This window comes from Brevundimonas bacteroides DSM 4726 (assembly GCF_000701445.1).
Taxonomy (GTDB): Bacteria; Pseudomonadota; Alphaproteobacteria; order Caulobacterales; family Caulobacteraceae; genus Brevundimonas; species Brevundimonas bacteroides.
This window is the reverse complement of the sequence record NZ_JNIX01000009.1, coordinates 145,624-165,635: the sequence shown is the minus strand read 5'-3', so window position 1 is coordinate 165,635 and position 20,012 is coordinate 145,624. Positions and strand designations below refer to the sequence as shown.

The following is a 20,012-nucleotide window of genomic DNA, read 5'->3' as shown; positions in this document are numbered from 1 at the left end:
GCATCATCCGCCCACCACGAAGACGCGCCAAGCCGCCACGATGACCACGGCCACCAGCGACGTCGGCAGGAAGATCTTCCAGCCCAGCCGCATCAGCTGGTCGTAACGATAACGGGGCACGAAGGCCTTCACGATTGAGATCATGAAGAACCAGAAGACGATCTTGGCCGCGAACACGAGGAACAGCAGCAGGTTCACCAGGAACGGCGGCCACTCGGCGGCGAAGTCGATGGGAAAACCCGGGTTCCAGCCGCCGAAGAACAGCAGGCTGATCATGGCGCACATAAAGACGATGTTGGCGTACTCGCCGATCATGAACAGCAGGTACGGGGTCGAGGAATACTCCACCTGATACCCGGCCACGAGCTCGGACTCGGCCTCGGGCAGGTCGAACGGCGGGCGGTTGGTTTCGGCCAGGGCCGAGACGAAGAACATGATCGCCATTGGAAACATCACCGCCACCAGCGGCCAGCTGTCCAGCCCGCCGCCGAAGCCGAACCAGTTCCAGAACCAGCCCTCCTGCGCCGTCACGATCGACGTCAGGTTCATGGTCCCGGCCAGCAGGATGACATTGATGATGATCAGGCCGATGGAGACCTCATAGGACACCATCTGCGCCGCCGACCGCAGCGAGCCCAGGAACGGATACTTCGAGTTCGAAGCCCATCCGCCCATGATGATGCCATACACGCCCAGCGAACTGATCGCGAAGATGTAGAGGATGCCGACGTTCAGGTCGGAGATGACCCAACCCGGCGCGAACGGGATCGCGGCCCAGGCGATGAAGGCCAGGACGAAGGTGATCAGGGGGGCCAGGATGAAGACCGTCTTGTCGGCCCCGGCCGGAACGACGATCTCCTTGAGAACGAACTTGAAGAAGTCGGCGAAGGACTGAAGCAGGCCGAACGGGCCCACGACGTTGGGGCCCTTTCGCATCTGCACGCCCGCCCAGATCTTTCGGTCCAGCAGCAGCAGGAAGGCCAGCGACAGCAGGATCCCGACCGTCACGATCAGGATGCCCAGCGTCGTCAGCAGGGCCCAGCCGCCCGGGGTGCTCCACATCTCCTGCATCGGCCTACTCCGCCGCCATCAGGGCCGGAGCGACGCGTTGCTCGCTCAGCTCGGCCATGGTCGCGCTGGCCCGCGCGATCGGGTTCATCAGATAGGGGTCGACCACAGACGAGCGCAGCGCCGTGTCGCCCAGCTCGCCCTTGGCGCCCAGGCTCGCGACGTCGAACGACCCCGCCGGGGCCAGGTAGTCGATGCGGCCAAACGTCGGGTGATCGGCCATCAGCCGGGCCCGCAGCTGGTCCAGAGTGTCGTACGGCAGGGTCGCCCCAACACGCTCGGACAGGGCGCGCAGGATGGCCCAGTCTTCCTTGGCCTCGCCCTTGGGGAAGACGGCCCGTTCGGCCATCTGCACCCGACCCTCGGTGTTGACATAGAGACCCGGCTTCTCCGTCCAGGCCGCGCCCGGCAGGATGACGTCGGCGCCGTGCGCGCCCCGGTCGCCATGGCTGCCCAGATAGACCTTGAAGGCCTTGCTCGCGCCGGTCTCGATCTCGTCGGCGCCCAGCAGGAACAGCACGTCCAGCGCGCCCTTCTGCACCATCTCGTGCGCCGACAGGCCGCCGGCGGCGGGAACGAAGCCCATGTCCAGACCGCCGACCCGCGAGGCCGCCGAATGCAGGACATTGAAGCCGTTCCAGCCGTCTCTTACGACGCCCACTTTCGCCGCGAGCTTGCCGAGCGCGTTCAGCACGGCGGCCCCGTTCGGGCCGGTCAGGGCCCCTGCCCCGACCACGATGGCGGGCCGCTCGGCGTTCGACAGGGCGTCCACGGCCGCCTTGGGCAGCTTGGCCAGGGTCTTCGTGCCGCGACCGATCAGGTCATAGTCGTAGGTCAGGTCCAGCTGCTCGCCGATCAGGCCGACGCGGGTCTTGCCCGCCAGCCAGGCCTTCCTGATGCGTGCGTTCAGCAGCGGCGCCTCGGCGCGCGGATTGGTCCCGACCAGCAGGATGGAGTCCGCCTGCTCGATGCCTTGCAGCCCGCTGTTGAACAGCCAGCCCTCGCGCGCGCCGACGCCAGCGGCCGAGCCGTCCTGACGGCAATCCGTGTTGGCCGACCCCAGCGCGCGGAACAGGTCCAGCGCCGCCTTCATCGACTCCGCGTCCTGCAGGTCGCCGGCGATGACGCCGATCTTCTCGGGCTTGGCGGCCTTCAGCTTCGCGGCCACCGCGTTCAGCGCCTCGTCCCACGAGGCGGGGCGCAGCTTGCCGTCCTCGCGCACATAGGGCCGGTCCAGGCGACGCGCCTGCAGGCCGTCGGTCACATAGCGGCTGCGGTCGGCCAGCCACTCCTCGTTGATGCCCTCGTGCACGCGCGGCAGGATGCGGATGACCTCCGGCCCGCGCGACTGGATCGAGATGTTGGACCCCAGCGCGTCCATGACGTCGATGCTCTCGGTCCGTTTCAGCTCCCACGGCCGGTACTGGAACGACCAGGGCCGGTGGGTCAGGGCGCCGACGGGGCACAGGTCGTTGACGTTGCCCGACAGCTCGCTGTCGACCGACTTCTCCAGATAGGTCGTGATCTCGGCGTCCTCGCCGCGCGAAATCATGCCGATGTCAGGAACACCAGCCACTTCCGTGATGAACCTCACGCAGCGCGTGCACTGGATGCAGCGCGTCATGAAGGTCTTAATGGTCGGGCCCATGTTCTTTTCTTCGACCGCCCGCTTGTTCTCGGCATAGCGCGAGCCGTCGCGGCCATAGCCCATGGCCTGGTCCTGCAGGTCGCATTCGCCGCCCTGGTCGCAGATGGGGCAGTCCAGCGGATGGTTGATGAGCAGGAACTCCATCACCCCTTCCCGGGCCTTCTTGACCATCGGCGTGTCGGTGAAGATCTCCTGGTTCTCGGCGGCCGGCAGGGCGCACGACGCCTGCGGCTTGGGCGGTCCGGGCTTCACCTCGACCAGGCACATGCGGCAGTTGCCGGCGATCGACAGCCGCTCGTGATAGCAGAAGCGCGGAATCTCGTGCCCGGCGCGCTCGGCGACCTGCAGCACGGTCATGCCGGGCTCGAACTCGACTTCGACGCCGTTGACCTTGGCGACGGGCATCAGCTTACCTCTTCCTCAGGACGCACGGCCATCATCGCCTGCTGCGTCGTGCCGTCCGGCAGGGCCTGGACGATCTCGATCTCTTCGCCCCGGATGGCATAGCGCACGACCGGATCGCCCGCCTCGTTCATCCAGCGGACCTGCGTCGGGTCGGGCAACTCCAGCGGTTTCCACACCACCAGACCGCCTCCGGCGCGGCATTGGGCCTTCATCCAGCCGCCATCGACGGGCGCGCGCCACTGGGCATTCAGCACCTCGCCCTCCGCGCCCGTGATCTGCATGGCGTCCAGCGTCTGGCCGTGGATCGCCGCCAGCCCCGCGCGGCACACGCGGCGCAAATCGACAGCGGTCAACACGGCCGGCGTCTCCGCCACGGCGTCGGACACGGGCGCTTGCGCCGCCGCCTGCTCGACCGGCGTCGGCTCAACGGTGTCACCTGCCTGGCCGCAAGCTGCAAGGCCAACGAGGGCAATAGTTGCTGATACTCGCTTAAGCACGGAGCGCGGGCTCCCTTCGGCCGAGCCGGTGGAGCGTCCATCGGACCCAGACGCCAGCCGAGACCGCAATGCAAAGGACACTGCTGATCAAGAACACCCACGCCGCACCGTCAAGGCCGATCGCCTGAATGCTCCCTGCGGTTTCGATCTCAGCGCCTCGGTTGATGAGGACAGTGAACAGGCCCAGCACGGCGAGTGGCGTTGCCGCCAGACCGAGCAACAAACTGGCGACACGAGGCTCCCTGCGAACGAGGCATAATGCCCCTGTCACGGCAGACATCAGCCAGGCTGGCCAAAAGATCACCGCCCCCATGCCCACGCCGAAGGCAATGCGGTTCAGGATGGGTTCCTCGACCATCCCCTACTCCGCCGCGATCGCGTGGCCGGCGAAGTTCGCGCGGCGGCTGCGGTAGTCGGAGATGCGGTCCTCGATCTCGTGGCGGAAATGCCGGATCAGACCCTGGACCGGCCAGGCGGCCGCGTCGCCGAGCGCGCAGATGGTGTGGCCCTCGACCTGGCCCGCGACGTCCAGCAGCAGGTCGATCTCCGACGGATCGGCCTCGCCCACGGCCATCCGCTCCAGCACGCGCCACATCCAGCCGGTGCCCTCGCGGCACGGGGTGCACTGGCCGCAGCTCTCGTGCTTGTAGAAATAGCTGATCCTGGCGATCGCCTTCACCAGGTCGGTGTCGTTGTCCATGACGATGACCGCCGCCGTGCCGAGGCCCGACTTCATCTCGCGCAGACTGTCGAAGTCCATCAGGGCGACCTCGGACATCTCCCGCGTGATCAGCGGCACCGACACCCCGCCCGGGATCACGGCCTTCAGATTGCCCCAGCCGCCGCGAACCCCGCCGCAATGCTCTTCCAGCAGCTGGCGCAGCGGGATCGACATGGCCTCTTCGACATTGCACGGCCGGTTCACATGGCCGCTGATGCTCATCAGCTTGGTGCCGGTGTTGTTCGGCCGGCCGAAGCCCGCGAACCAGTCCGCCCCGCGCCGCAGGATGGTGCCCACCACCGCGATCGACTCGACGTTGTTCACCGTGGTCGGGCACCCATACAGGCCCGCGCCCGCCGGGAACGGCGGCTTCAGGCGAGGCTGGCCCTTCTTGCCCTCCAGGCTTTCCAGCAGCGCCGTCTCTTCGCCGCAGATGTAGGCCCCCGCGCCGTGGTGGATGTAGACGTCGAAGTCCCAGCCATGGACGTTGTTCTTGCCGATCAGCCTGGCCTCATAGGCCTGCTTGACCGCCGCCTCCATGCGCTCGCGTTCCAGCACATATTCGCCGCGCAGATAGATGTAGCAGGCATGGGCCTGCATGGCGAAGCTGGCGATCAGGCAGCCTTCGATCAGCAGGTGGGGATCATGGCGCATGATCTCCCGGTCCTTGCAGGTGCCGGGCTCGGACTCGTCGGCGTTGACGACCAGATAATGCGGCCGGTCCTTCACCTCCTTGGGCATGAAGGACCACTTCAGACCCGTGGAGAAACCCGCCCCGCCGCGTCCGCGCAGGCCGGAATTCTTCACGTTGGTGATGAGCCAGTCGCGGCCCATGTCCAGCATGTCCTTGGTCGCGTTCCAGCACCCGCGCGACTTGGCGCCCTCCAGGCCCCAGTCGTGCAGGCCATACAGGTTGGTGAAGATGCGATCCTTGTCGGCGAGCAGACCGGCCATCAGCGGGCTCCCTCCCCGGCCGCCGCCGCCGACGCCCCGGCCGCGCGGGCGCGACAGCTCGCTGCGACGATCGCCGGTTTCGCGCTCCTCGCGCGGCGGCGGGCGCTGGGATTGGGATGACGGAGGCTCAGGCGCATTCGGGGTACCGGACGGAGAAGACGGCGCTGTGGGCGCGGGTGTCGGAGGCTGAGGTTGCGGCGCAACCGCGCCGCCGAGCGGCAGGGCCCCCGCCCCCATCAGATTGGCCAGGAACAGGCCGGCGGACTTGCCGCGACCGGGCTTTGACGATGTCACGACGGTCCCCCGAACGTCTTGAGATCAGCGACTGTGCGCCACGGACCTGACAGGGCTGCGACGCTCTCATCGCGCGCCTCCGTCCATCCTGGACCGCGCCCAGATCACGATGCCCACGCCGATGACGGCGATCACGCCACCGATGCCGGCCACCAGCGTGCGGTCCACATCGCCCAGCAGTCCGAGCAGCGCAGCGGCGGCCAGGCCGAGACCCAGCACGATGTCGCCGATGCCCAATTGGACGAACAGCTTGGGATCCATCGTGGGCGGCTTCTGGCCGTGGCGGCTCATCGCGCGCCTCCGTCCAGCTCGGCCATGCGGCGGCGGTGATACCGCGTGCGCAGGAAGATGGCCGTCAGCATCAGGGCCCATCCGGCCGCCAGCGACGCATAGCCCGCCATCTGCACGACCTCGGCCAGACCGCCGGCGCGCGTCGCCGCCCACACCAGCACGGCGCCCAGCAGCACGAGCCCGAACCCCGCCAGCCGCTGGGTGCGGCCCACGGCGCGGATCTCCGCGCGATAGGCGGCGACCTTGTCGTCGGCTTGGGGGTCAGGAACGGTCACGCCGTCACGGGCTCCGTGTTCGGCAGCTTCTTGATCGGCTTGGCGGCCGAGCCGTCATAAAGCTTCGGATCGGTCAGGGTCAGCGGCCCGCCCTCGGGCGCCGAGTTGATCCGGTCCACGCGCGGTCCGCGCTCTGGCGTCTTGCCGGCGGCGAAGTCGTCGATGATCTGGTTCATGTCCGAGGCCGTCAGGTCCTCGAAATAGTAGTCGTTGATCATGGCCATCGGCGCGTTCACGCAGGCGCCTAGGCACTCGACCTCTTCCCAGTAGAACTTGCCGTCGGGCGACAGGGTCTGCTTGGGCCCGATCCGGTCCTTGCAGACCTTCATGAGATCGCCAGCGCCGCGCAGCATGCAGGGCGTGGTGCCGCACACCTGGATAAGGGCGGCCGAGCCGACCGGCTCCAGCATGAACATGGTGTAGAAGGTCGCGACCTCCAGCACCCGGATGTAGGGCATGTCCAGCAGGTCGGCGATCGCGCGGATGGCGGGCTCGGAGACCCAGCCCTCCTGCTTCTGCACCAGCCACAGGATCGGGATCACCGCCGACTGCTGGCGGCCGGCGGGATACTTGGCGATCCACCAGTCGGCCTTGGCCCTAGTCTCTTTCGAGAAGGCGAAGCTGGCCGGTTGGACCTTGGCGAGACGACGGACGCTCATTGCGACGGGTACCTCTGGAGGGCGGCGGTCCGTGCGCGGGCGCGACGGACGACCGGCAGCCATTGGGCCAGCAGCCCAGCGCCGGCGATGGCGAACAGAGTCGGCGTCCACCACGCCTGATCTCTCAGAAGCGGCTCGAAGGCGCCGGCCGCGACGGCGATCAGGAACGGCGCGACAGGGCCGAGGACGATCAGATCGTCCCGGACAGCACCTCTCCAACCCTCGGGGTGGCGCCGAGCCTTTGGACCCGTGATCGCCGCGAGCATAAGAAATCCGACGAACGCGGCCACGACGATGACCACGACTGCCCAGAACAAAACGTCGGCCAGCAGAGCCGTCACCGGTCCACCTCCCCGAACACAATGTCGAGCGACCCCAGGATGGCCGAGACGTCGGCCAGCATGTGGCCCCGGTTCATCCAGTCCATGGCCTGCAGGTGACGGAAGCCGGGGGCCGAGATCTTGACCCGATACGGCTTGTTGGTGCCGTCACTGACCAGATAGACGCCGAACTCGCCCTTGGGCGCCTCGACCGCCGCATAGACCTCGCCCGGAGGGGTCTTGAAGCCTTCGGTATAGAGCTTGAAGTGATGGATCAGGGCTTCCATCGACCGCTTCATCTCGCCCCGGCGCGGCGGGACGATCTTGTTGTCCTCGACCATGACCGGTTCGCCGGGGCAGTTCCGCAGCTTGTGGATGCACTGCTCCATGATGCGGACGGACTGCTTCATCTCCTCGACGCGGACGAGATAGCGGTCCCAGCAGTCGCCGTTCTTGCCGACGACGACGTCGAAATCGAGCTCGGCATAGCACTCATAGGGCTGTGACTTCCGCAGATCCCAGGCGATGTCGGAGCCGCGCAGCATGACGCCCGAGAAGCCCCAGGCCAGGGCCTCTTCCTTCGACACTACGCCGATGTCGACGTTGCGCTGCTTGAAGATGCGGTTCTCGGTGACGAGGGACTCGATGTCCTTGAGCGCGCGCGGGAACTCGGCGCACCAACGGCCGATGTCGTCGATCAGGTCGCTCGGCAAGTCCTGATGCACGCCACCCGGCCGGAAGTAGTTGGAGTGCAGCCGCGCCCCGCACGCCCGCTCATAGAAGACCATGAGCTTTTCGCGTTCCTCGAAGCCCCACAGCGGCGGCGTCAGCGCCCCGACGTCCAGCGCCTGGGTCGTGACGTTCAGCATGTGCGACAGGATGCGGCCGATCTCGCAGTACAGCACGCGGATCAGCTGGGCGCGGTACGGCACCTCGATGCCCAGCAGCCGCTCGATGGCCAGGCAGAAGGCATGCTCCTGGTTCATCGGCGAGACGTAGTCCAGCCGGTCCAGATAGGGCACGTTCTGGAGGTAGGTGCGCGCCTCCATCAGCTTCTCGGTGCCGCGGTGCAGCAGGCCGATATGCGGATCGACGCGCTCGACCACCTCCCCGTCCAGCTCCAGCACCAGGCGCAGCACGCCATGCGCGGCCGGGTGCTGGGGGCCGAAGTTGATGGTGAACTTGCGCTCGTCCATCTCGCGGGCGTGAGCGGTCCGGTTGTCCGGCGCGTCGAAGGCGATCCGGCCCAGGTCGTCCACGGCGTCGGCGGTCTTCAGCGGGTTTCCGTCGGCCATCAGGCTTTCCCTCCCGAAGGCGTACCCGCCGAACCGATCGCCTTCTCGTCGCCCGGCAGCGGCGGGGTCGGATACTCCGCCCCTTCCCACGGCGACAGGAAGTCGAACTGGCGGAACTCCTGCGTCAGCTTGACGGGCTCATAGACCACCCGCTTCTGCTCCTCGTCGTAACGGACCTCGACATAGCCCGTCATCGGGAAGTCCTTCCGCAGCGGGTGCCCGGAAAAGCCGTAGTCCGTCAGCAGGCGACGCAGGTCCGGATGGTCCGAGAATAGGATGCCGTACATGTCGAACGCCTCGCGCTCGAACCAGCCGGCCGACGGATAGACCGAGATCACGCTCGGCACCGGCGCGACCTCGTCCGTCGTCACCTTGACCCGCACCCGCAGGTTCCGGGTCAGGCTGAGCAGATGGTAGACGACGTCGAACCGCTCGGCCCGATCAGGATAGTCCGCGCCGCAGACGTCCAGGAGCTGCTGGAACCCGAAACGGTCGCGCAGATCGGTCAGCACCTCGACGATCCGGTCGCGATGACACGTCAGCGTCAGCTCGCCATAGGCCACGGCCGCGTCGACCTGCAGCTCGGCCACCATCTCCTGACCCAGCGGCGTCAGCGCCGCCGCCTGGGCCTCAAGCACAGCTAGGCCGCTCATCGCTCGATCGTCCCGGTGCGACGGATCTTCTTCTGCAGCTGCAGCAGCCCATAGACCAACGCCTCCGCCGTCGGCGGGCAGCCGGGCACATAGGCGTCAACCGGCACGATCCGGTCGCAGCCGCGAACCACGCTGTAGCTGTAGTGGTAGTACCCGCCGCCGTTGGCGCAGCTGCCCATCGACAGGACGTAACGCGGGTCCGGCATCTGGTCGTAGACCTTGCGCAGCGCCGGAGCCATCTTGTTGGTCAGGGTGCCGGCCACGATCATCAGGTCGGACTGACGCGGGCTGGCGCGCGGGGCCATGCCGAACCGCTCCAGGTCATAGCGCGGCATCGACGCCTGGATCATCTCCACGGCGCAGCAGGCCAGGCCGAACGTCATCCACATCAGCGAGCCGGTGCGGGCCCAGTTGATGACGTCGTCCAGCGACGCCGTCAGGAAGCCGTGCTCGGCGACCTCGGTGTTGACGGCCTCGAAGAACTTGTCATGCAGCTTGGGGTCATAGCCCTCGACGGTCGAACGCGCGCCCTGGCCATAGGCGGTCGGCAGCGGCGACGACGGGCCGGACAGCGGCGGAGAGATCACTGCCATTCCAGCGCGCCCTTCTTCCATTCATAGATGAAGCCAACGGTCAGCACGCCCAGGAAGACCATCATCGACCAGAAGGCAAAGATCATGTCGGGCCGCGCCAGGTCGAACATCGACACCGCCCACGGGAACAGGAAGGCCACTTCCAGGTCGAAGATGATGAACAAGATCGACACCAGGTAGAACCGCACGTCGAACTTCATCCGCGCGTCGTCGAAGGCGTTGAAACCGCACTCATAGGCCGACAGCTTCTCGCTGTCCGGGTTCGACGGGGCCAGCACCCAGGCCGCGATCATAAAGCCGAGGCCGAGCACCGTCGCGATCCCGATGAAGATCACGATCGGCAGGTACTGCAAAAGGAAGTCGTTCATGCGTCCTGGTCCACGCCGCGACTGGGAGGGGGCGGCGGATTCGGCGTCTTCTAGACCCAACCTTTCGCCGGTTCAAACCCATGCGGAGGCTGGAAACGCATTGAGAACGGCTCGCAAAAATACCCCTGTTGTCGCCTGTTCATCTTGGCTGTCACAGGTTAGCGGTTCAGCTCCGCTTCAACGACGCATGGACCCCTCATGGCCTCCGGTTTCGGCATCCTCAACGCGGTCGAGCGGATCGGCAACAAGCTGCCCGATCCGGTCTTCCTGTTCCTCTGGTTCATCCTCGCCCTGATTGTACTCAGCATGGTGGGCGCGGGCCTGGGGTGGGAAAGCGTGAACCCGGTCACCGGCGACGTCCTCGAGGCCAAGAGCCTGCTGGCGCCGGCGAACCTCGAGAAGCTGATCATCGAGATGCCCAAGACGCTCGCGAACTTTCCTCCGCTGGGGATCGTACTGACCGTCGTCTACGGTGCCGCGGTGGCTGAGCGCGCGGGCCTGTTCACCACGGCCTTCCGGGGCATGCTGCTGAACGCGCCTCGGTTCATCCTGACGCCCGTGGTCGCCGTCACCGGCATGGTCTCCCATCATGCGTCCGATGCCTCCTATGTTGTCGTGATCCCATTGGCCGCGGTGATCTTCGCCGCCGCAGGCCGTCATCCGCTCGCCGGACTGGCCGCGGGCTTCGCGGCCGTGTCGGGCGGGTTCGCGGGCAATCTGTTTCCCGGCGCATCCGACGCCCTGATCCTGGGCATCACCGAACCGGCCGCCCAGCTGATTGACCCGAACTATACCGTGACCATCGCCGGCAACTGGTTCTTCTCCATCGGCATGGTGGTGGTCTTCACCCCGATCATCTGGTTCCTGACCGACGTCGTCATCGAGCCCCGGCTGAAGAAGCGCGCGCCGCTCGAGGTCGAGGGCCCCAAGGCCGACGAGAAGACGCCCCTGACGCGCGAGGAGAAGCGCGGCCTGGCCTTCGCGGGCCTGACGCTGCTCGGCATGATCGCCCTCTGGACCGCCATCTTCCTCATGCCCGGCACGCCCTTCATCGACCCGGAGGCGGAGCCCAACACCCGGCTGAACCCGCTCTACCAGTCTCTGGTCGCCTTCTTCGCGGTTCTCTTCTTCCTGGCGGGCGCGGCCTATGGCGTGGGCGCGGGCACGGTGAAGAGCCACCGCGACCTCGTGGTCATGATGCGCGACGGCATCGCTCAGATGGCACCCTACGTCGTGCTCGCCTTCTTCGCCGCCCACTTCGTGGCCATGTTCAACTGGTCGGGCCTGGGTCCCATCCTCGCCGTCAGCGGCGCCGAGTATCTGAAGACCCTCGCCCTGCCCGCCCCCATGCTGCTGGTCGCGGTCGTGCTGGTGTCGTGCTTCTTCGACCTGTTCATCGGCTCGGCCTCGGCAAAATGGTCGGCGCTCGCGCCCATCGTCGTGCCGATGTTCATGCTCCTGGGCATCAGCCCGGAGATGACGACCGCCGCCTATCGCATGGGCGATTCCGTCACAAACATCGCCACGCCCCTGATGAGCTACTTCCCGCTGATCCTGACCTTCGCCCAGCGCTGGGACCCGAAGTTCGGCCTGGGCTCGCTGATGTCGACCATGCTCCCCTACGCGGGCGTCTTCCTGATCGCGGGCCTGGCCATGGTCGGCATGTGGGTGGCGCTGGATCTGCCGCTCGGACCGGGCGTCGGCGTTCACTACGAGCCGCCGCCGCCGACCGCTTCGACCGCCTCGCCGACGATCGCCGAGGCCGTCGCCGCCCGCTAGGGAAATATCCACAGCCGGGGCGCTTGACACTGTCGGGCGCCCCCGCCTAAACGACGCCCCTCGCCGCGCCGGACACCGTCGCAGCGGGAAACGCGGGTGTAGCTCAGTTGGTTAGAGTGCCGGCCTGTCACGCCGGAGGTCGCGGGTTCGAGCCCCGTCACTCGCGCCACTTTCCATCGAACCGGAAAGTGGCGCGCCGCCCCCTCCTCTCCTCAGTGCGCTAACGCTCGCAACGCGGTTGCTCGCTGCTTGAGCGCGTTTGGCGCGCATGGGGCTGGACGAAGCGCCCGGCGCGTGAGCAGCCTTGCCGTATGCGCCCGCCCGTTCCTCGCAATCTCTGCACCGACTGCGGCGTGTCGCGCATGGAAGATCCCAGCCTCTGCGGTCGGGCCTGCCAGTTCATCAAGCCGGACTATCCGGGCCTCGAAACCCGCATCCACGGCCGCCCTCGCGCCGAGGCAGGCGACGAAGTCTTCTTCGGCCCCTTCCGACGGATGGTCCGCGCGTCCCTGACGCCGCCCGCCGAGGGTGCCCAATGGACGGGAATCACGACCCGCATCGGCGAGCGTCTGCTGGAAACGAACGCCGTCGACGCCGTCCTGACCATGACCGCCGATCCGGACGATCGCTGGCGGCCCGTCCCGGTCCTGATCACCGACGCCTCAGACATGGCAAAGGCTCGCGGCATGCGCATGGGCTATGCGCCTCTGCTGGCTCTGCTGGAGACTGCCCGGGACGCCGGCCACCGCCGCCTCGCCGTCATCAGCATCCCGTGTCAGGTCTATGCCCTTCGTGCCCTGGAAGCGGAGCTCGGCTTCGAATCCATCACGGTCATCGGCACGCCCTGCTCGGACAACACCACGACCGAGAACTTTCACCATTTCCTCGCCCTGCTGGCCGGCGACCCAGACAGCATCACTTATCTGGAGTTCCGCGCCGACTATCACGTCGAGCTCCGCTTCGCCGACGGCCGCAGGCGGGAAATCCCCTTCCTCAGCCTGCCGATCTCCCAACTCGCTCCGGACTTCTTCCCCCTCACCTGCCGCACCTGCGTCGACTACACCAACGCCCTGTCGGACATCACCGTCGGCTACATGGGCGGCGTGGGGGAACAGTGGCTGATCGTCAGGAACGAACGCGGACAGGCCCTTCTGGACTTGCTCGGCGACGAGGTCCGCCTGTCGGAGCCCCGCAGCCTCGGCAAGCGCCGCGCGGCGGTCCAGGGCTTCATCGCCAACGTCGAGCGCGCCGCCGGCGGCCTTCCGCTGCGGCGCATGCCCGACTGGGTCCGCCCCATCGTCAGCTGGCTCCAGCCCCGCACCGGCCCGCGCGGTCTGGAGTTCGCCCGCACCCGTCTGGAGATGAAGGCCGCCGAGACCGTCATCCACCTGCGCCGCGAGGAGCCGCGCCGGATGAAGTCCATGATACCGAATCATGTCTGGACGCTGGTCGCGCCCTACGGCCTCACGCCGGTGGAGGACGAACTCAGTGCGCCGTCGCCTGCTCGACCGGCTGAACGAACGCCGCCTGACCGCTGACCTCGCCATAGGTCATGCACAGGTCTTCGAAGACCCGGTTCCAGGAGAACCGCTCGACGGTGTGCACCCGGGCCGCCGCGCCCAGCGCCTCGATGTCCCGCGCGAACAGCGCCTCGATGGCCTGGGCGTAGTCGTCCGGATCCGCGCTCCGGGCCAACTGTCCGACGCTTTCGTTGACCGTCTCGGCCACGCCGCCCGCGTTCACCCCCACCACCGGCCGCCCGCAGGCCATGGCCTCCAGCACGATCAGGCCGAACGGCTCCTTGTCGTTGGCGTGCACGAAGGCGTCGCAGGACGCGATGATCCGCGCCACCTGCTTCGGATCGCGCTCGTACGGCAAGGCGATCACCCGCTCTTCATAGGGCAGACCCGCGCCTGCCCCGACCAGCACCAGATGATAGGGCTCGCCCAGCTTCTGGACGGCCTCGATCAGGGTGTCGATGTTCTTCTCGCGCGCCGGCCGCCCGGCGAAGCACAGCAGCCGCGCGGACGCCGGCAGCCCCAGCTTCTTCAGCAACCAGTTCCGGTCGCCGCGATCGGGCCGGAAGGTGTCGATCTCGACGCCCAGCGGCCGGATGACGATGTCCTGGATGCCCGCTTCTTCCAGCCGTCGCGCGATGAAGCGGCTCGGCGACACGACCCGGTCGAACTGTCCGAACAGCTTGGCCCAGCGCTTCTCGACCGGTTTCTTAGCCCATTCGCCGAAGTGCAAGGCTGCCAGACCCGCCGGATCGGAGTGACAGAAGCCGACGACGGGGCACCCCGCCCGCTGCCCGGCCTCCAGCGCCCCCTGCCCCGGCGTATAGGGGTCGCCCGCCTCGATCAGGCTGGGCTTCATGGACGCGACCCACGCCCCCCAACGCCTGACCGACGTCGGCCAGCGATAGCCGTCGCCGAACGGCAGCTTGGTCGCGTGCAGCTTGATGATGCCGTCCGCGCCCGCTTCGTGATGCGCGCCCGGCACGATCAGGGAGTGGGCTACGCCCGGCCGGTTCGCTTCCAGCCAGGCCTTCTTGGACAGAAGATACCGCTTCACCCCGCCGGAGCGCGGCGCATACAGCATCGTCGTGTCGACCATCCGGGGACGCGGGTCAGCGGTCGAAGCCTTCAGCGCCCGGAGCGTGTCGGCGACCTCCTCGTCCCAGCCGGGGATGAGCCGCAGCTCGCCTTCCTGGACGTCAAGATCGGCCATGGTCATGGGGTCGTAATCCTTCAGCGACCGGCGCGAAACGCGCGTCTGTCGTTTTTGGATGCGTGCGGACGATGTGCGTCGGACCATGTCGCGCCCCTACGCCCGCCAACCGCCAAGCTCAAGCGGTATCGTGGTCGTCGTCCTTGCCCCCGATCGCCACGCCACGACGAGCCAAAGCCTCGCGGACCAGCACCTCGAGCTGGGCGTTGACGGAGCGCAGTTCGGCGGCCGCCAGACGTTCGACGGCCGCCATCACGCCGGGCGAGGCCCGCATCAGGAAGGGTTTGGTCGCCCGTCCCGCCACGGATCACCCGTACAAAGTGCCGGTGTTCACGACCGGCTGGGCCTCCCGATCGGCGCACAGCACCACCAGCAGATTGGAGACCATCGAGGCCTTCCGCTCCTCGTCCAGCTCCACGACCTTGCGGTCCGACAGGTCGCTGAGCGCGCTCTCCACCATGCTGACCGCGCCGCGCACGATCAGGCGGCGCGCCGCCAGGATGGCCTCGGCCTGCTGACGCCGCAGCATGGCTCCCGCGATCTCGGGCGCATAAGCCAGGTGCGCCAGCCGCGCCTCGTCGATCGCCACGCCCGCCACCCGGACCCGGTTCGCCAGTTCGATCTGCAGCTTCTCGGCCACTTCCTCGGCGTCGGCGCGCAGCGTCAGCTCGGTCTCGGCCCCCTCCTCCTGCTCGCCGTGGTCATAGGCGTAATGGGAGGCGATGTCGCGCAGACCCGTCTCGATCTGGATGTTCACGAAGGCCTGATAGTCGTCGACATCGAACAGGGCCTGGGCCGAATCTTCGACCCGCCAGACGACGTTGGCGGCGATCTCGACGGGGCTGCCGCGCCGGTCGTTCACCTTCAGGGTATCCGAGGTGACGTTGCGGGCCCGCAGAGAAATCTTCTTCCGCGTATACCAGGGCAGCACCCAGCGCAGGCCGGTCGCCCGGTCCGTGCCGCGGTAATCGCCAAACAGCAGGATGGCGGCGCCCTCGTTGGGCTGGAGCGAGTAAAGGCCGCACATCAGGAACAGACCGACCGTGATGGTCGTGACGCCGCCGATTATGTTCAGCACCGAGTCCGGATTCTGAACGATCCAGACCGGGCCAAGGATGGTCAGCGCCAGCCCCACCAGCAGCATCAGTATACCGTTGGCCGTCGAGGCCGGGCGCTCGGTGGATACGGTTCTAAGGTCGTTCATCGTCAGCCTCCCAATCAATATGAAAGTGATATCACTTTGATCTCGACCTTGGCAATACGGCAGCGAACAGCGTTGGCTCTAAGCCACGCTTTCGGCCTTGCATTCGCCTCAAATTCGCGAAACTTGGGACAGGCCGCGCAGCCCCTGTTAGAAGGCGCCGGCGCCCGCCTGCGCGTATCCATCTGGGGTGATTTCTCGAATGCGTAGACTGCTTGCGACCGCGGTGGCGCTTGCCCCTCTGATGGCGGCTTCCGGGGCCCAGGCCGAGTTCGTGATCTCGAACACGCGCAACACGCCGATCCAGACGTCCAACGCGACAGGTAGCGGGGCCGACAGCATCCGCATTGCCTCGGGCGGCGCGGTGCTGGTGAATTCGGGCGTGGCCATCACGGTCGACAGCAACCATTCCCTCGATACCGACTCCGGATCGAACATCACCTTGGCGAACAGCGCCGATGGCGCTACGGCGATCCTCGTCGGCCCGGCAGCTACGACGGCGAACGTCATCATCGGCGGGTCCGTAACGGTCACCGACAACATCGATTCCTATCCTGACAGCGACAACGACGGCGACCTGGATGGCCCCTTTGCCAACGGCGCAAACCGCTTCGGCCTGCGCGTCGCCGCGGCGGGCACGCCTCTTACAGGCAATATCCTTTTGGAGTCAGGCTCGACCGTCCTGGTAGAGGGCAATGACTCGCGAGGCGTCTCGATCGAGCGGGCAATCACCGGCGGGGTAACAACCAATGGGACGATCCGGACGGTCGGGACCAACGCTATCGCCTATAACCAGACCGGAGCGGTGTCCGGCGCGGTCAGCCTAAACGGCGCGGTCTCCGCGCTTGGCGGAGGCGCAACGGCTGTGAACGTGGAAGGCGACGTCGGCGGCCGACTGACGCTCCAGGGCGACCTGAACGCGACCGGCTACCGTTACGTAAGCCGGCCGAGCGACGCTGCTATTGCGCGCCTGGAGGCTGACGACCTGTTGCAAGGCGGGTCGGCGGTTCGCATCGCCGGCAACGTGGCCGGAGGCGTCGTGCTGGACACGCGCCCGGCGGACAACTCCACTACCTCGACCGACGAAGACAACGACGGGATCCAGGACGCGCTCGAAGGCAACTCCGCCGTGACCAGCTACGGCGGCGCGCCGGCGCTTGCGGTCGGCTCGGCGACGCGGTCGGTGACGCTCGGTGTCGCCGGAACTGGCGACCTGGCCTATGGGCTGGTCAACAGGGGCACCATCACCGGCGACGGGGTCTATGACGGCATAGCGGCGACAGCGGTCCAGCTCGGCGTGGCGGGCGGTCAGACTCTCCGCATCGACGGCGGTGTGCGCAACTCCGGAGCTATCGTGGCGGTCGGACGCGACGCCTCGGCGAGCGGCGTCGTGATCGGCTCGGGCGTTTCGACACCCCGGTTCGACAACACAAGTGGAATCACCGCCGGCGTGTCCTCCACGGTCGGCGGCGGGGTCAGCGCCAACGGGGTGCTGATCGCGGCGGGCGCCAACGTGCCCACGTTCAGCAACACCGGCGACATCCTGGCGACCAGCGGCGGCGGGCTGGCGAACGCCGTCGGCGTCCGCGACAGCTCGGGCACGGTCACGACCTTCTCCAACGCAGGAACGATCGTCACGACGGTTGTGGCCGAGGATGGCGATCCCATCACCGGCACGGCGACGGCCATCGACCTCAGCGCCAATACGACAGGGGTGAACTTCCGTCAGTTCGGTGTAACGAGCACGCCGACCACGACGGATCCCGACACCGACGGCGACGGCGTCACCGACGCCAACGAGCCCATCATCGTCGGAGACATCCGCTTCGGTTCGGGCGCGGACGTCATGGCCGTGGAGAATGGCGAGGTGCGCGGCGCCGTGGCGTTCGGCGCCGGGGCCGACCGTTTGACGATCACGGGCGGCGGCCTGTTGCGCGGCGCGATCACCGATACCGACGGTCTCCTGTCGGTGGATGTTTCCAATGGCGTGCTCGACGCACGCCAGACCGGCGTGACCCAGGCGACCAGTCTGAACATCGGCGCGAACGGCGATCTGATTGTGACATTGGACCCGGCGACCGGCACCAACGCAGGCTTCCGCGTCAATGGCACGGCCACCCTCGCGAGCGGAGCGGGTCTGGGCGTGCGCTTCAACTCCCTGATCAACAATCCTCAGCGGTTCACCATCATCGACGCCGATGTGTTGAACGCCGGAACCCTCGACCAGTCGGCCGTGCAGGCCAACTCGCCCTATCTCTTCGTCGTCTCGGCAGGCACGAATGCGGCGGCGGGAGATATCTTCGTCGATGCCCGTCGCAGGACCGCCGCCGAGGCCAGTCTGATTTCGGTCGAATCCCAGGCCTTCGACGCGTTCTACGGCGCCCTGTCCGGCGACAGCCAGCTGCGCGACCTGTTCATCGCCCAGACGACGCGTGAGGGCTTCATCGATCTGTACGAGCAGATCCTGCCGGATCACTCAGGTGGGCCACTGCTTTCGCTGGCCTCCGGCGTCGATGCCGTCACGCGAGCCCTGTCGGGCCGCAACGCCACGGTCGAGCCCGGCCAGACCAGCGCCTGGCTGCAGGAGATCAACTTCTACGCCGACAAGGACAAGACCGACAGCTACGGCTTCCGCTCCGAGGGCTTCGGCGTCGCAGGCGGCATCGAGCGTGGCTCGTCCGTGGGCGCGTTCGGTGTCACGGTGGCTTTCACCTCCTCGGACATCGAGGATCCAGAGGCCGAGGCCCAGGAACTCCTGTCCGCGAGCCTGATCGAGCTGGGTCTGTCATGGCGGGCCCAGGGCCAGGCCTGGTCGACCTGGGCGCGCGCGGCGGGGGGCTACGCCACCTTCGATTCGACCCGCCAGCTTGTGACCCCCGACATCAACCTCATCAACCAGTCCAGCTGGAACGGCTTCACCCTGGCCCTGGCCGGCGGGGCCTCCTACGAGCGCAACTTTGGTCGCATCAACATCCGGCCCGAGGCCTATGTCGAGTATTTCTCGCTGAGCGAGGATGGCCACGTCGAGGAAGGCCTGAACGACGGCTTCAACCTCGAGATCGAAGACCGCGACGGCCACCTGTTCACTGGCGTCGCGGCGGTCAACATCGGCTACGGCTTCGGCGAAAACGGCTGGATCCGGCCTGAGGTGCGGGTCGGTTGGCGTCAGAACTTCTCGGTCGATCCGGGCGAGACCATCGCGCGCTTCGCCTCGGGGGGCTCGTCCTTCACCCTGTCGCCGGACTCCATCGAGGGCGGCGGACCGATCGCGGGCTTCAGCCTGTCGGTCGGCAACGATCTGGGTCGCCTGTCGGTCACGGCCGACGCCGAAATGATCGAGGACTACGTCCGCTACGTCCTGCTGCTGCGGGCCAGCTTCCGGTTCTGACGCCCCCGGGGCCTCAGGGCGCGGGCAATCGCGCCTTGAGGCTGGAAGTGTCCCAACGGCCACCGCCCATCGCTTGAACTTCGGCGTAGTAGCCGTCCACGAGCTCCGTCAGAGCCAGTCGCGCGCCATTCGCCTGCGCCTCGTCCAGCACCAGACCGAGGTCCTTCCTCATCCAGTCGACCGCGAAGCCGAAATCGAACTCGCCCTTCGCCGCCGTCTTCCAGCGGTTGTCCATCTGCCAGGACTGGGCCGCGCCCTTGGAGATCGCCTCATAGACCCGGTCGGTGTCCAGCCCGGCGGCCTGCGCGAAATGCACCGCCTCGGCCAGCCCCTGAACCACGCCCGCGATGGCGATCTGGTTGACCATCTTGGTCAGCTGACCCGCGCCCGGCGGCCCCATGTGCTGGATCGCCTTGGAGTAGGCCATGAGCACCGGCCGCGCGCGATCCAGGGCCTCGGCGTCGCCGCCCGCCATGACGCTGAGCTGGCCGTTCTCCGCGCCGGCCTGACCGCCGGAGACGGGCGCGTCGATGAAGGAGACGGCCTGCGCCTGCGAAGCCTGGGCCATCTCCCGCGCGACCCTGGCCGAGGTCGTGGTGTGATCGACGATGACCGCGCCGGGCTCCAGCACCGCCAGAGCCTCGCTCACAACCTGCCGTACATCATCGTCGTTGCCGACGCACAGGACGAACAGCTCCGCCCCCGACGCAGCCTCCGCCGCCGTCCCGGCGAAGCGCCCGCCGTGGGCCTCGGCCCACGCCTGCGCCTTGGCCGGAGAGCGATTGTAGCCCGCCACATCATGTCCGGCCGTGATCAGATGCCGGGCCATCGGCCCGCCCATGACGCCCAGACCCGCGTACCCGATCCTCATGC

The 20,012-nt window shown here is 67.3% G+C and carries 20 protein-coding genes and 1 tRNA gene; 4 read left to right on the top strand and 17 right to left on the bottom strand.

Annotated features, from left to right (window positions below):
* Nucleotides 1–3 precede the first annotated feature (3 nt).
* From nuoH to Q333_RS0108060, 13 genes are all read right to left on the bottom strand, one after another.
* Nucleotides 4–1,071, bottom strand: coding sequence for an NADH-quinone oxidoreductase subunit NuoH (gene nuoH, locus Q333_RS0108120; RefSeq protein WP_029416248.1), 1,068 nt, complete (start codon nucleotides 1,069–1,071; stop codon nucleotides 4–6).
* Nucleotides 1,072–1,075: 4 nt separating this feature from the next.
* Nucleotides 1,076–3,121, bottom strand: a complete 2,046-nt coding sequence (gene nuoG / locus Q333_RS0108115; protein ID WP_029416247.1) for an NADH-quinone oxidoreductase subunit NuoG — start codon at nucleotides 3,119–3,121, stop codon at nucleotides 1,076–1,078.
* Nucleotides 3,121–3,507: a hypothetical protein gene (locus Q333_RS0108110; RefSeq protein ID WP_029416246.1), complete on the bottom strand. Its 387-nt coding sequence runs from the start codon at nucleotides 3,505–3,507 to the stop codon at nucleotides 3,121–3,123. The genes nuoG and Q333_RS0108110 overlap by 1 nt, the downstream gene beginning before the upstream one ends.
* Nucleotides 3,508–3,610: 103 nt before the next feature.
* Nucleotides 3,611–3,976: a hypothetical protein gene (locus tag Q333_RS0108105; protein ID WP_029416245.1), complete on the bottom strand. Its 366-nt coding sequence runs from the start codon at nucleotides 3,974–3,976 to the stop codon at nucleotides 3,611–3,613.
* Between the two features lie 3 nt (nucleotides 3,977–3,979).
* Nucleotides 3,980–5,293 carry an NADH-quinone oxidoreductase subunit NuoF gene (nuoF, locus tag Q333_RS0108100; RefSeq protein WP_029416244.1) on the bottom strand — a complete coding sequence of 438 codons (1,314 nt, stop codon included), beginning with the start codon at nucleotides 5,291–5,293 and terminating at the stop codon, nucleotides 3,980–3,982.
* A 360-nt stretch (nucleotides 5,294–5,653) separates the two neighbouring features.
* Nucleotides 5,654–5,878, bottom strand: a complete 225-nt coding sequence (locus Q333_RS0108095; RefSeq protein WP_029416243.1) for a hypothetical protein — start codon at nucleotides 5,876–5,878, stop codon at nucleotides 5,654–5,656.
* Nucleotides 5,875–6,153: a hypothetical protein gene (locus Q333_RS0108090; protein ID WP_029416242.1), complete on the bottom strand. Its 279-nt coding sequence runs from the start codon at nucleotides 6,151–6,153 to the stop codon at nucleotides 5,875–5,877. Before Q333_RS0108090 ends, Q333_RS0108095 begins: the two co-directional genes overlap by 4 nt.
* Entirely contained in the window at nucleotides 6,150–6,812 is a 663-nt protein-coding gene (gene nuoE, locus Q333_RS0108085) for an NADH-quinone oxidoreductase subunit NuoE (protein ID WP_029416241.1), read from the bottom strand. Before nuoE ends, Q333_RS0108090 begins: the two co-directional genes overlap by 4 nt.
* A complete protein-coding gene (locus Q333_RS0108080; RefSeq protein ID WP_029416240.1) occupies nucleotides 6,809–7,153 on the bottom strand; it encodes a hypothetical protein in 345 nt (114 codons plus the stop codon). Before Q333_RS0108080 ends, nuoE begins: the two co-directional genes overlap by 4 nt.
* The gene (locus tag Q333_RS0108075) at nucleotides 7,150–8,328 is read right to left on the bottom strand and encodes an NADH-quinone oxidoreductase subunit D (RefSeq protein ID WP_157072417.1); all 1,179 of its coding nucleotides are present in this window, start codon (nucleotides 8,326–8,328) and stop codon (nucleotides 7,150–7,152) included. The genes Q333_RS0108080 and Q333_RS0108075 overlap by 4 nt, the downstream gene beginning before the upstream one ends.
* 98 nt (nucleotides 8,329–8,426) lie before the next feature.
* Nucleotides 8,427–9,080, bottom strand: coding sequence for an NADH-quinone oxidoreductase subunit C (locus tag Q333_RS0108070; protein ID WP_029416238.1), 654 nt, complete (start codon nucleotides 9,078–9,080; stop codon nucleotides 8,427–8,429).
* The gene (locus tag Q333_RS0108065; protein ID WP_162175582.1) at nucleotides 9,077–9,694 is read right to left on the bottom strand and encodes a NuoB/complex I 20 kDa subunit family protein; all 618 of its coding nucleotides are present in this window, start codon (nucleotides 9,692–9,694) and stop codon (nucleotides 9,077–9,079) included. The genes Q333_RS0108070 and Q333_RS0108065 overlap by 4 nt, the downstream gene beginning before the upstream one ends.
* A complete protein-coding gene (locus Q333_RS0108060; protein WP_029416236.1) occupies nucleotides 9,664–10,041 on the bottom strand; it encodes an NADH-quinone oxidoreductase subunit A in 378 nt (125 codons plus the stop codon). The genes Q333_RS0108065 and Q333_RS0108060 overlap by 31 nt, the downstream gene beginning before the upstream one ends.
* Before the next feature lie 198 nt (nucleotides 10,042–10,239).
* Between Q333_RS0108060 and Q333_RS0108055 the strand changes: the two genes are divergently transcribed.
* The 3 genes from Q333_RS0108055 to Q333_RS0108045 all read left to right on the top strand — a co-directional run bounded on the left by Q333_RS0108055 (nucleotide 10,240) and on the right by Q333_RS0108045 (nucleotide 13,358).
* Nucleotides 10,240–11,820, top strand: a complete 1,581-nt coding sequence (locus Q333_RS0108055) for an AbgT family transporter (RefSeq protein WP_051651198.1) — start codon at nucleotides 10,240–10,242, stop codon at nucleotides 11,818–11,820.
* A 92-nt stretch (nucleotides 11,821–11,912) separates the two neighbouring features.
* Nucleotides 11,913–11,989, top strand: a tRNA-Asp gene (locus tag Q333_RS0108050).
* A 193-nt stretch (nucleotides 11,990–12,182) separates the two neighbouring features.
* Nucleotides 12,183–13,358 carry a Coenzyme F420 hydrogenase/dehydrogenase, beta subunit C-terminal domain gene (locus Q333_RS0108045; RefSeq protein ID WP_245591510.1) on the top strand — a complete coding sequence of 392 codons (1,176 nt, stop codon included), beginning with the start codon at nucleotides 12,183–12,185 and terminating at the stop codon, nucleotides 13,356–13,358.
* On the opposite strand, the gene Q333_RS0108040 is transcribed toward Q333_RS0108045, so the two are convergent.
* The 3 genes from Q333_RS0108040 to Q333_RS0108030 all read right to left on the bottom strand — a co-directional run bounded on the left by Q333_RS0108040 (nucleotide 13,306) and on the right by Q333_RS0108030 (nucleotide 15,754).
* Nucleotides 13,306–14,556 (bottom strand): glycosyltransferase, encoded by a 1,251-nt coding sequence (locus Q333_RS0108040; protein WP_029416233.1) that lies wholly within the window; start codon nucleotides 14,554–14,556, stop codon nucleotides 13,306–13,308. The genes Q333_RS0108045 and Q333_RS0108040 overlap by 53 nt on opposite strands.
* Nucleotides 14,557–14,668: 112 nt before the next feature.
* Nucleotides 14,669–14,854, bottom strand: coding sequence for a hypothetical protein (locus Q333_RS16440; protein ID WP_035294008.1), 186 nt, complete (start codon nucleotides 14,852–14,854; stop codon nucleotides 14,669–14,671).
* Between the two features lie 3 nt (nucleotides 14,855–14,857).
* Nucleotides 14,858–15,754: an SPFH domain-containing protein gene (locus Q333_RS0108030; protein WP_029416232.1), complete on the bottom strand. Its 897-nt coding sequence runs from the start codon at nucleotides 15,752–15,754 to the stop codon at nucleotides 14,858–14,860.
* A gap of 199 nt (nucleotides 15,755–15,953) precedes the next feature.
* On the opposite strand from Q333_RS0108030, the gene Q333_RS0108025 reads away from it, so the two are divergent.
* Nucleotides 15,954–19,139 carry an autotransporter outer membrane beta-barrel domain-containing protein gene (locus Q333_RS0108025; RefSeq protein WP_029416231.1) on the top strand — a complete coding sequence of 1,062 codons (3,186 nt, stop codon included), beginning with the start codon at nucleotides 15,954–15,956 and terminating at the stop codon, nucleotides 19,137–19,139.
* A gap of 13 nt (nucleotides 19,140–19,152) precedes the next feature.
* On the opposite strand, the gene Q333_RS0108020 is transcribed toward Q333_RS0108025, so the two are convergent.
* Entirely contained in the window at nucleotides 19,153–20,010 is an 858-nt protein-coding gene (locus Q333_RS0108020) for an NAD(P)-dependent oxidoreductase (protein ID WP_029416230.1), read from the bottom strand.
* Nucleotides 20,011–20,012 lie beyond the last annotated feature (2 nt).

Excerpts from the sequence above, each read along its gene's own strand:
- Q333_RS0108065 (WP_162175582.1), bottom strand. The coding sequence starts at position 9,694 with ATGGAAGAAGGGCGCGCTGGAATGGCAGTGATCTCTCCGCCGCTGTCC.
- Q333_RS0108020 (WP_029416230.1), bottom strand. The coding sequence starts at position 20,010 with ATGAGGATCGGGTACGCGGGTCTGGGCGTCATGGGCGGGCCGATGGCC.
- Q333_RS0108095 (WP_029416243.1), bottom strand. The coding sequence starts at position 5,878 with ATGAGCCGCCACGGCCAGAAGCCGCCCACGATGGATCCCAAGCTGTTC.
- Q333_RS0108055 (WP_051651198.1), top strand. The coding sequence starts at position 10,240 with ATGGCCTCCGGTTTCGGCATCCTCAACGCGGTCGAGCGGATCGGCAAC.
- nuoF (WP_029416244.1), bottom strand. The coding sequence starts at position 5,293 with ATGGCCGGTCTGCTCGCCGACAAGGATCGCATCTTCACCAACCTGTAT.
- Q333_RS0108040 (WP_029416233.1), bottom strand. The coding sequence starts at position 14,556 with ATGACCATGGCCGATCTTGACGTCCAGGAAGGCGAGCTGCGGCTCATC.
- nuoH (WP_029416248.1), bottom strand. The coding sequence starts at position 1,071 with ATGCAGGAGATGTGGAGCACCCCGGGCGGCTGGGCCCTGCTGACGACG.
- Q333_RS0108025 (WP_029416231.1), top strand. The coding sequence starts at position 15,954 with ATGCGTAGACTGCTTGCGACCGCGGTGGCGCTTGCCCCTCTGATGGCG.
- Q333_RS0108075 (WP_157072417.1), bottom strand. The coding sequence starts at position 8,328 with ATGGACGAGCGCAAGTTCACCATCAACTTCGGCCCCCAGCACCCGGCC.
- Q333_RS0108105 (WP_029416245.1), bottom strand. The coding sequence starts at position 3,976 with ATGGTCGAGGAACCCATCCTGAACCGCATTGCCTTCGGCGTGGGCATG.
- Q333_RS0108030 (WP_029416232.1), bottom strand. The coding sequence starts at position 15,754 with ATGAACGACCTTAGAACCGTATCCACCGAGCGCCCGGCCTCGACGGCC.
- nuoG (WP_029416247.1), bottom strand. The coding sequence starts at position 3,121 with ATGCCCGTCGCCAAGGTCAACGGCGTCGAAGTCGAGTTCGAGCCCGGC.
- Q333_RS0108060 (WP_029416236.1), bottom strand. The coding sequence starts at position 10,041 with ATGAACGACTTCCTTTTGCAGTACCTGCCGATCGTGATCTTCATCGGG.
- Q333_RS0108045 (WP_245591510.1), top strand. The coding sequence starts at position 12,183 with ATGGAAGATCCCAGCCTCTGCGGTCGGGCCTGCCAGTTCATCAAGCCG.
- Q333_RS0108070 (WP_029416238.1), bottom strand. The coding sequence starts at position 9,080 with ATGAGCGGCCTAGCTGTGCTTGAGGCCCAGGCGGCGGCGCTGACGCCG.
- nuoE (WP_029416241.1), bottom strand. The coding sequence starts at position 6,812 with ATGAGCGTCCGTCGTCTCGCCAAGGTCCAACCGGCCAGCTTCGCCTTC.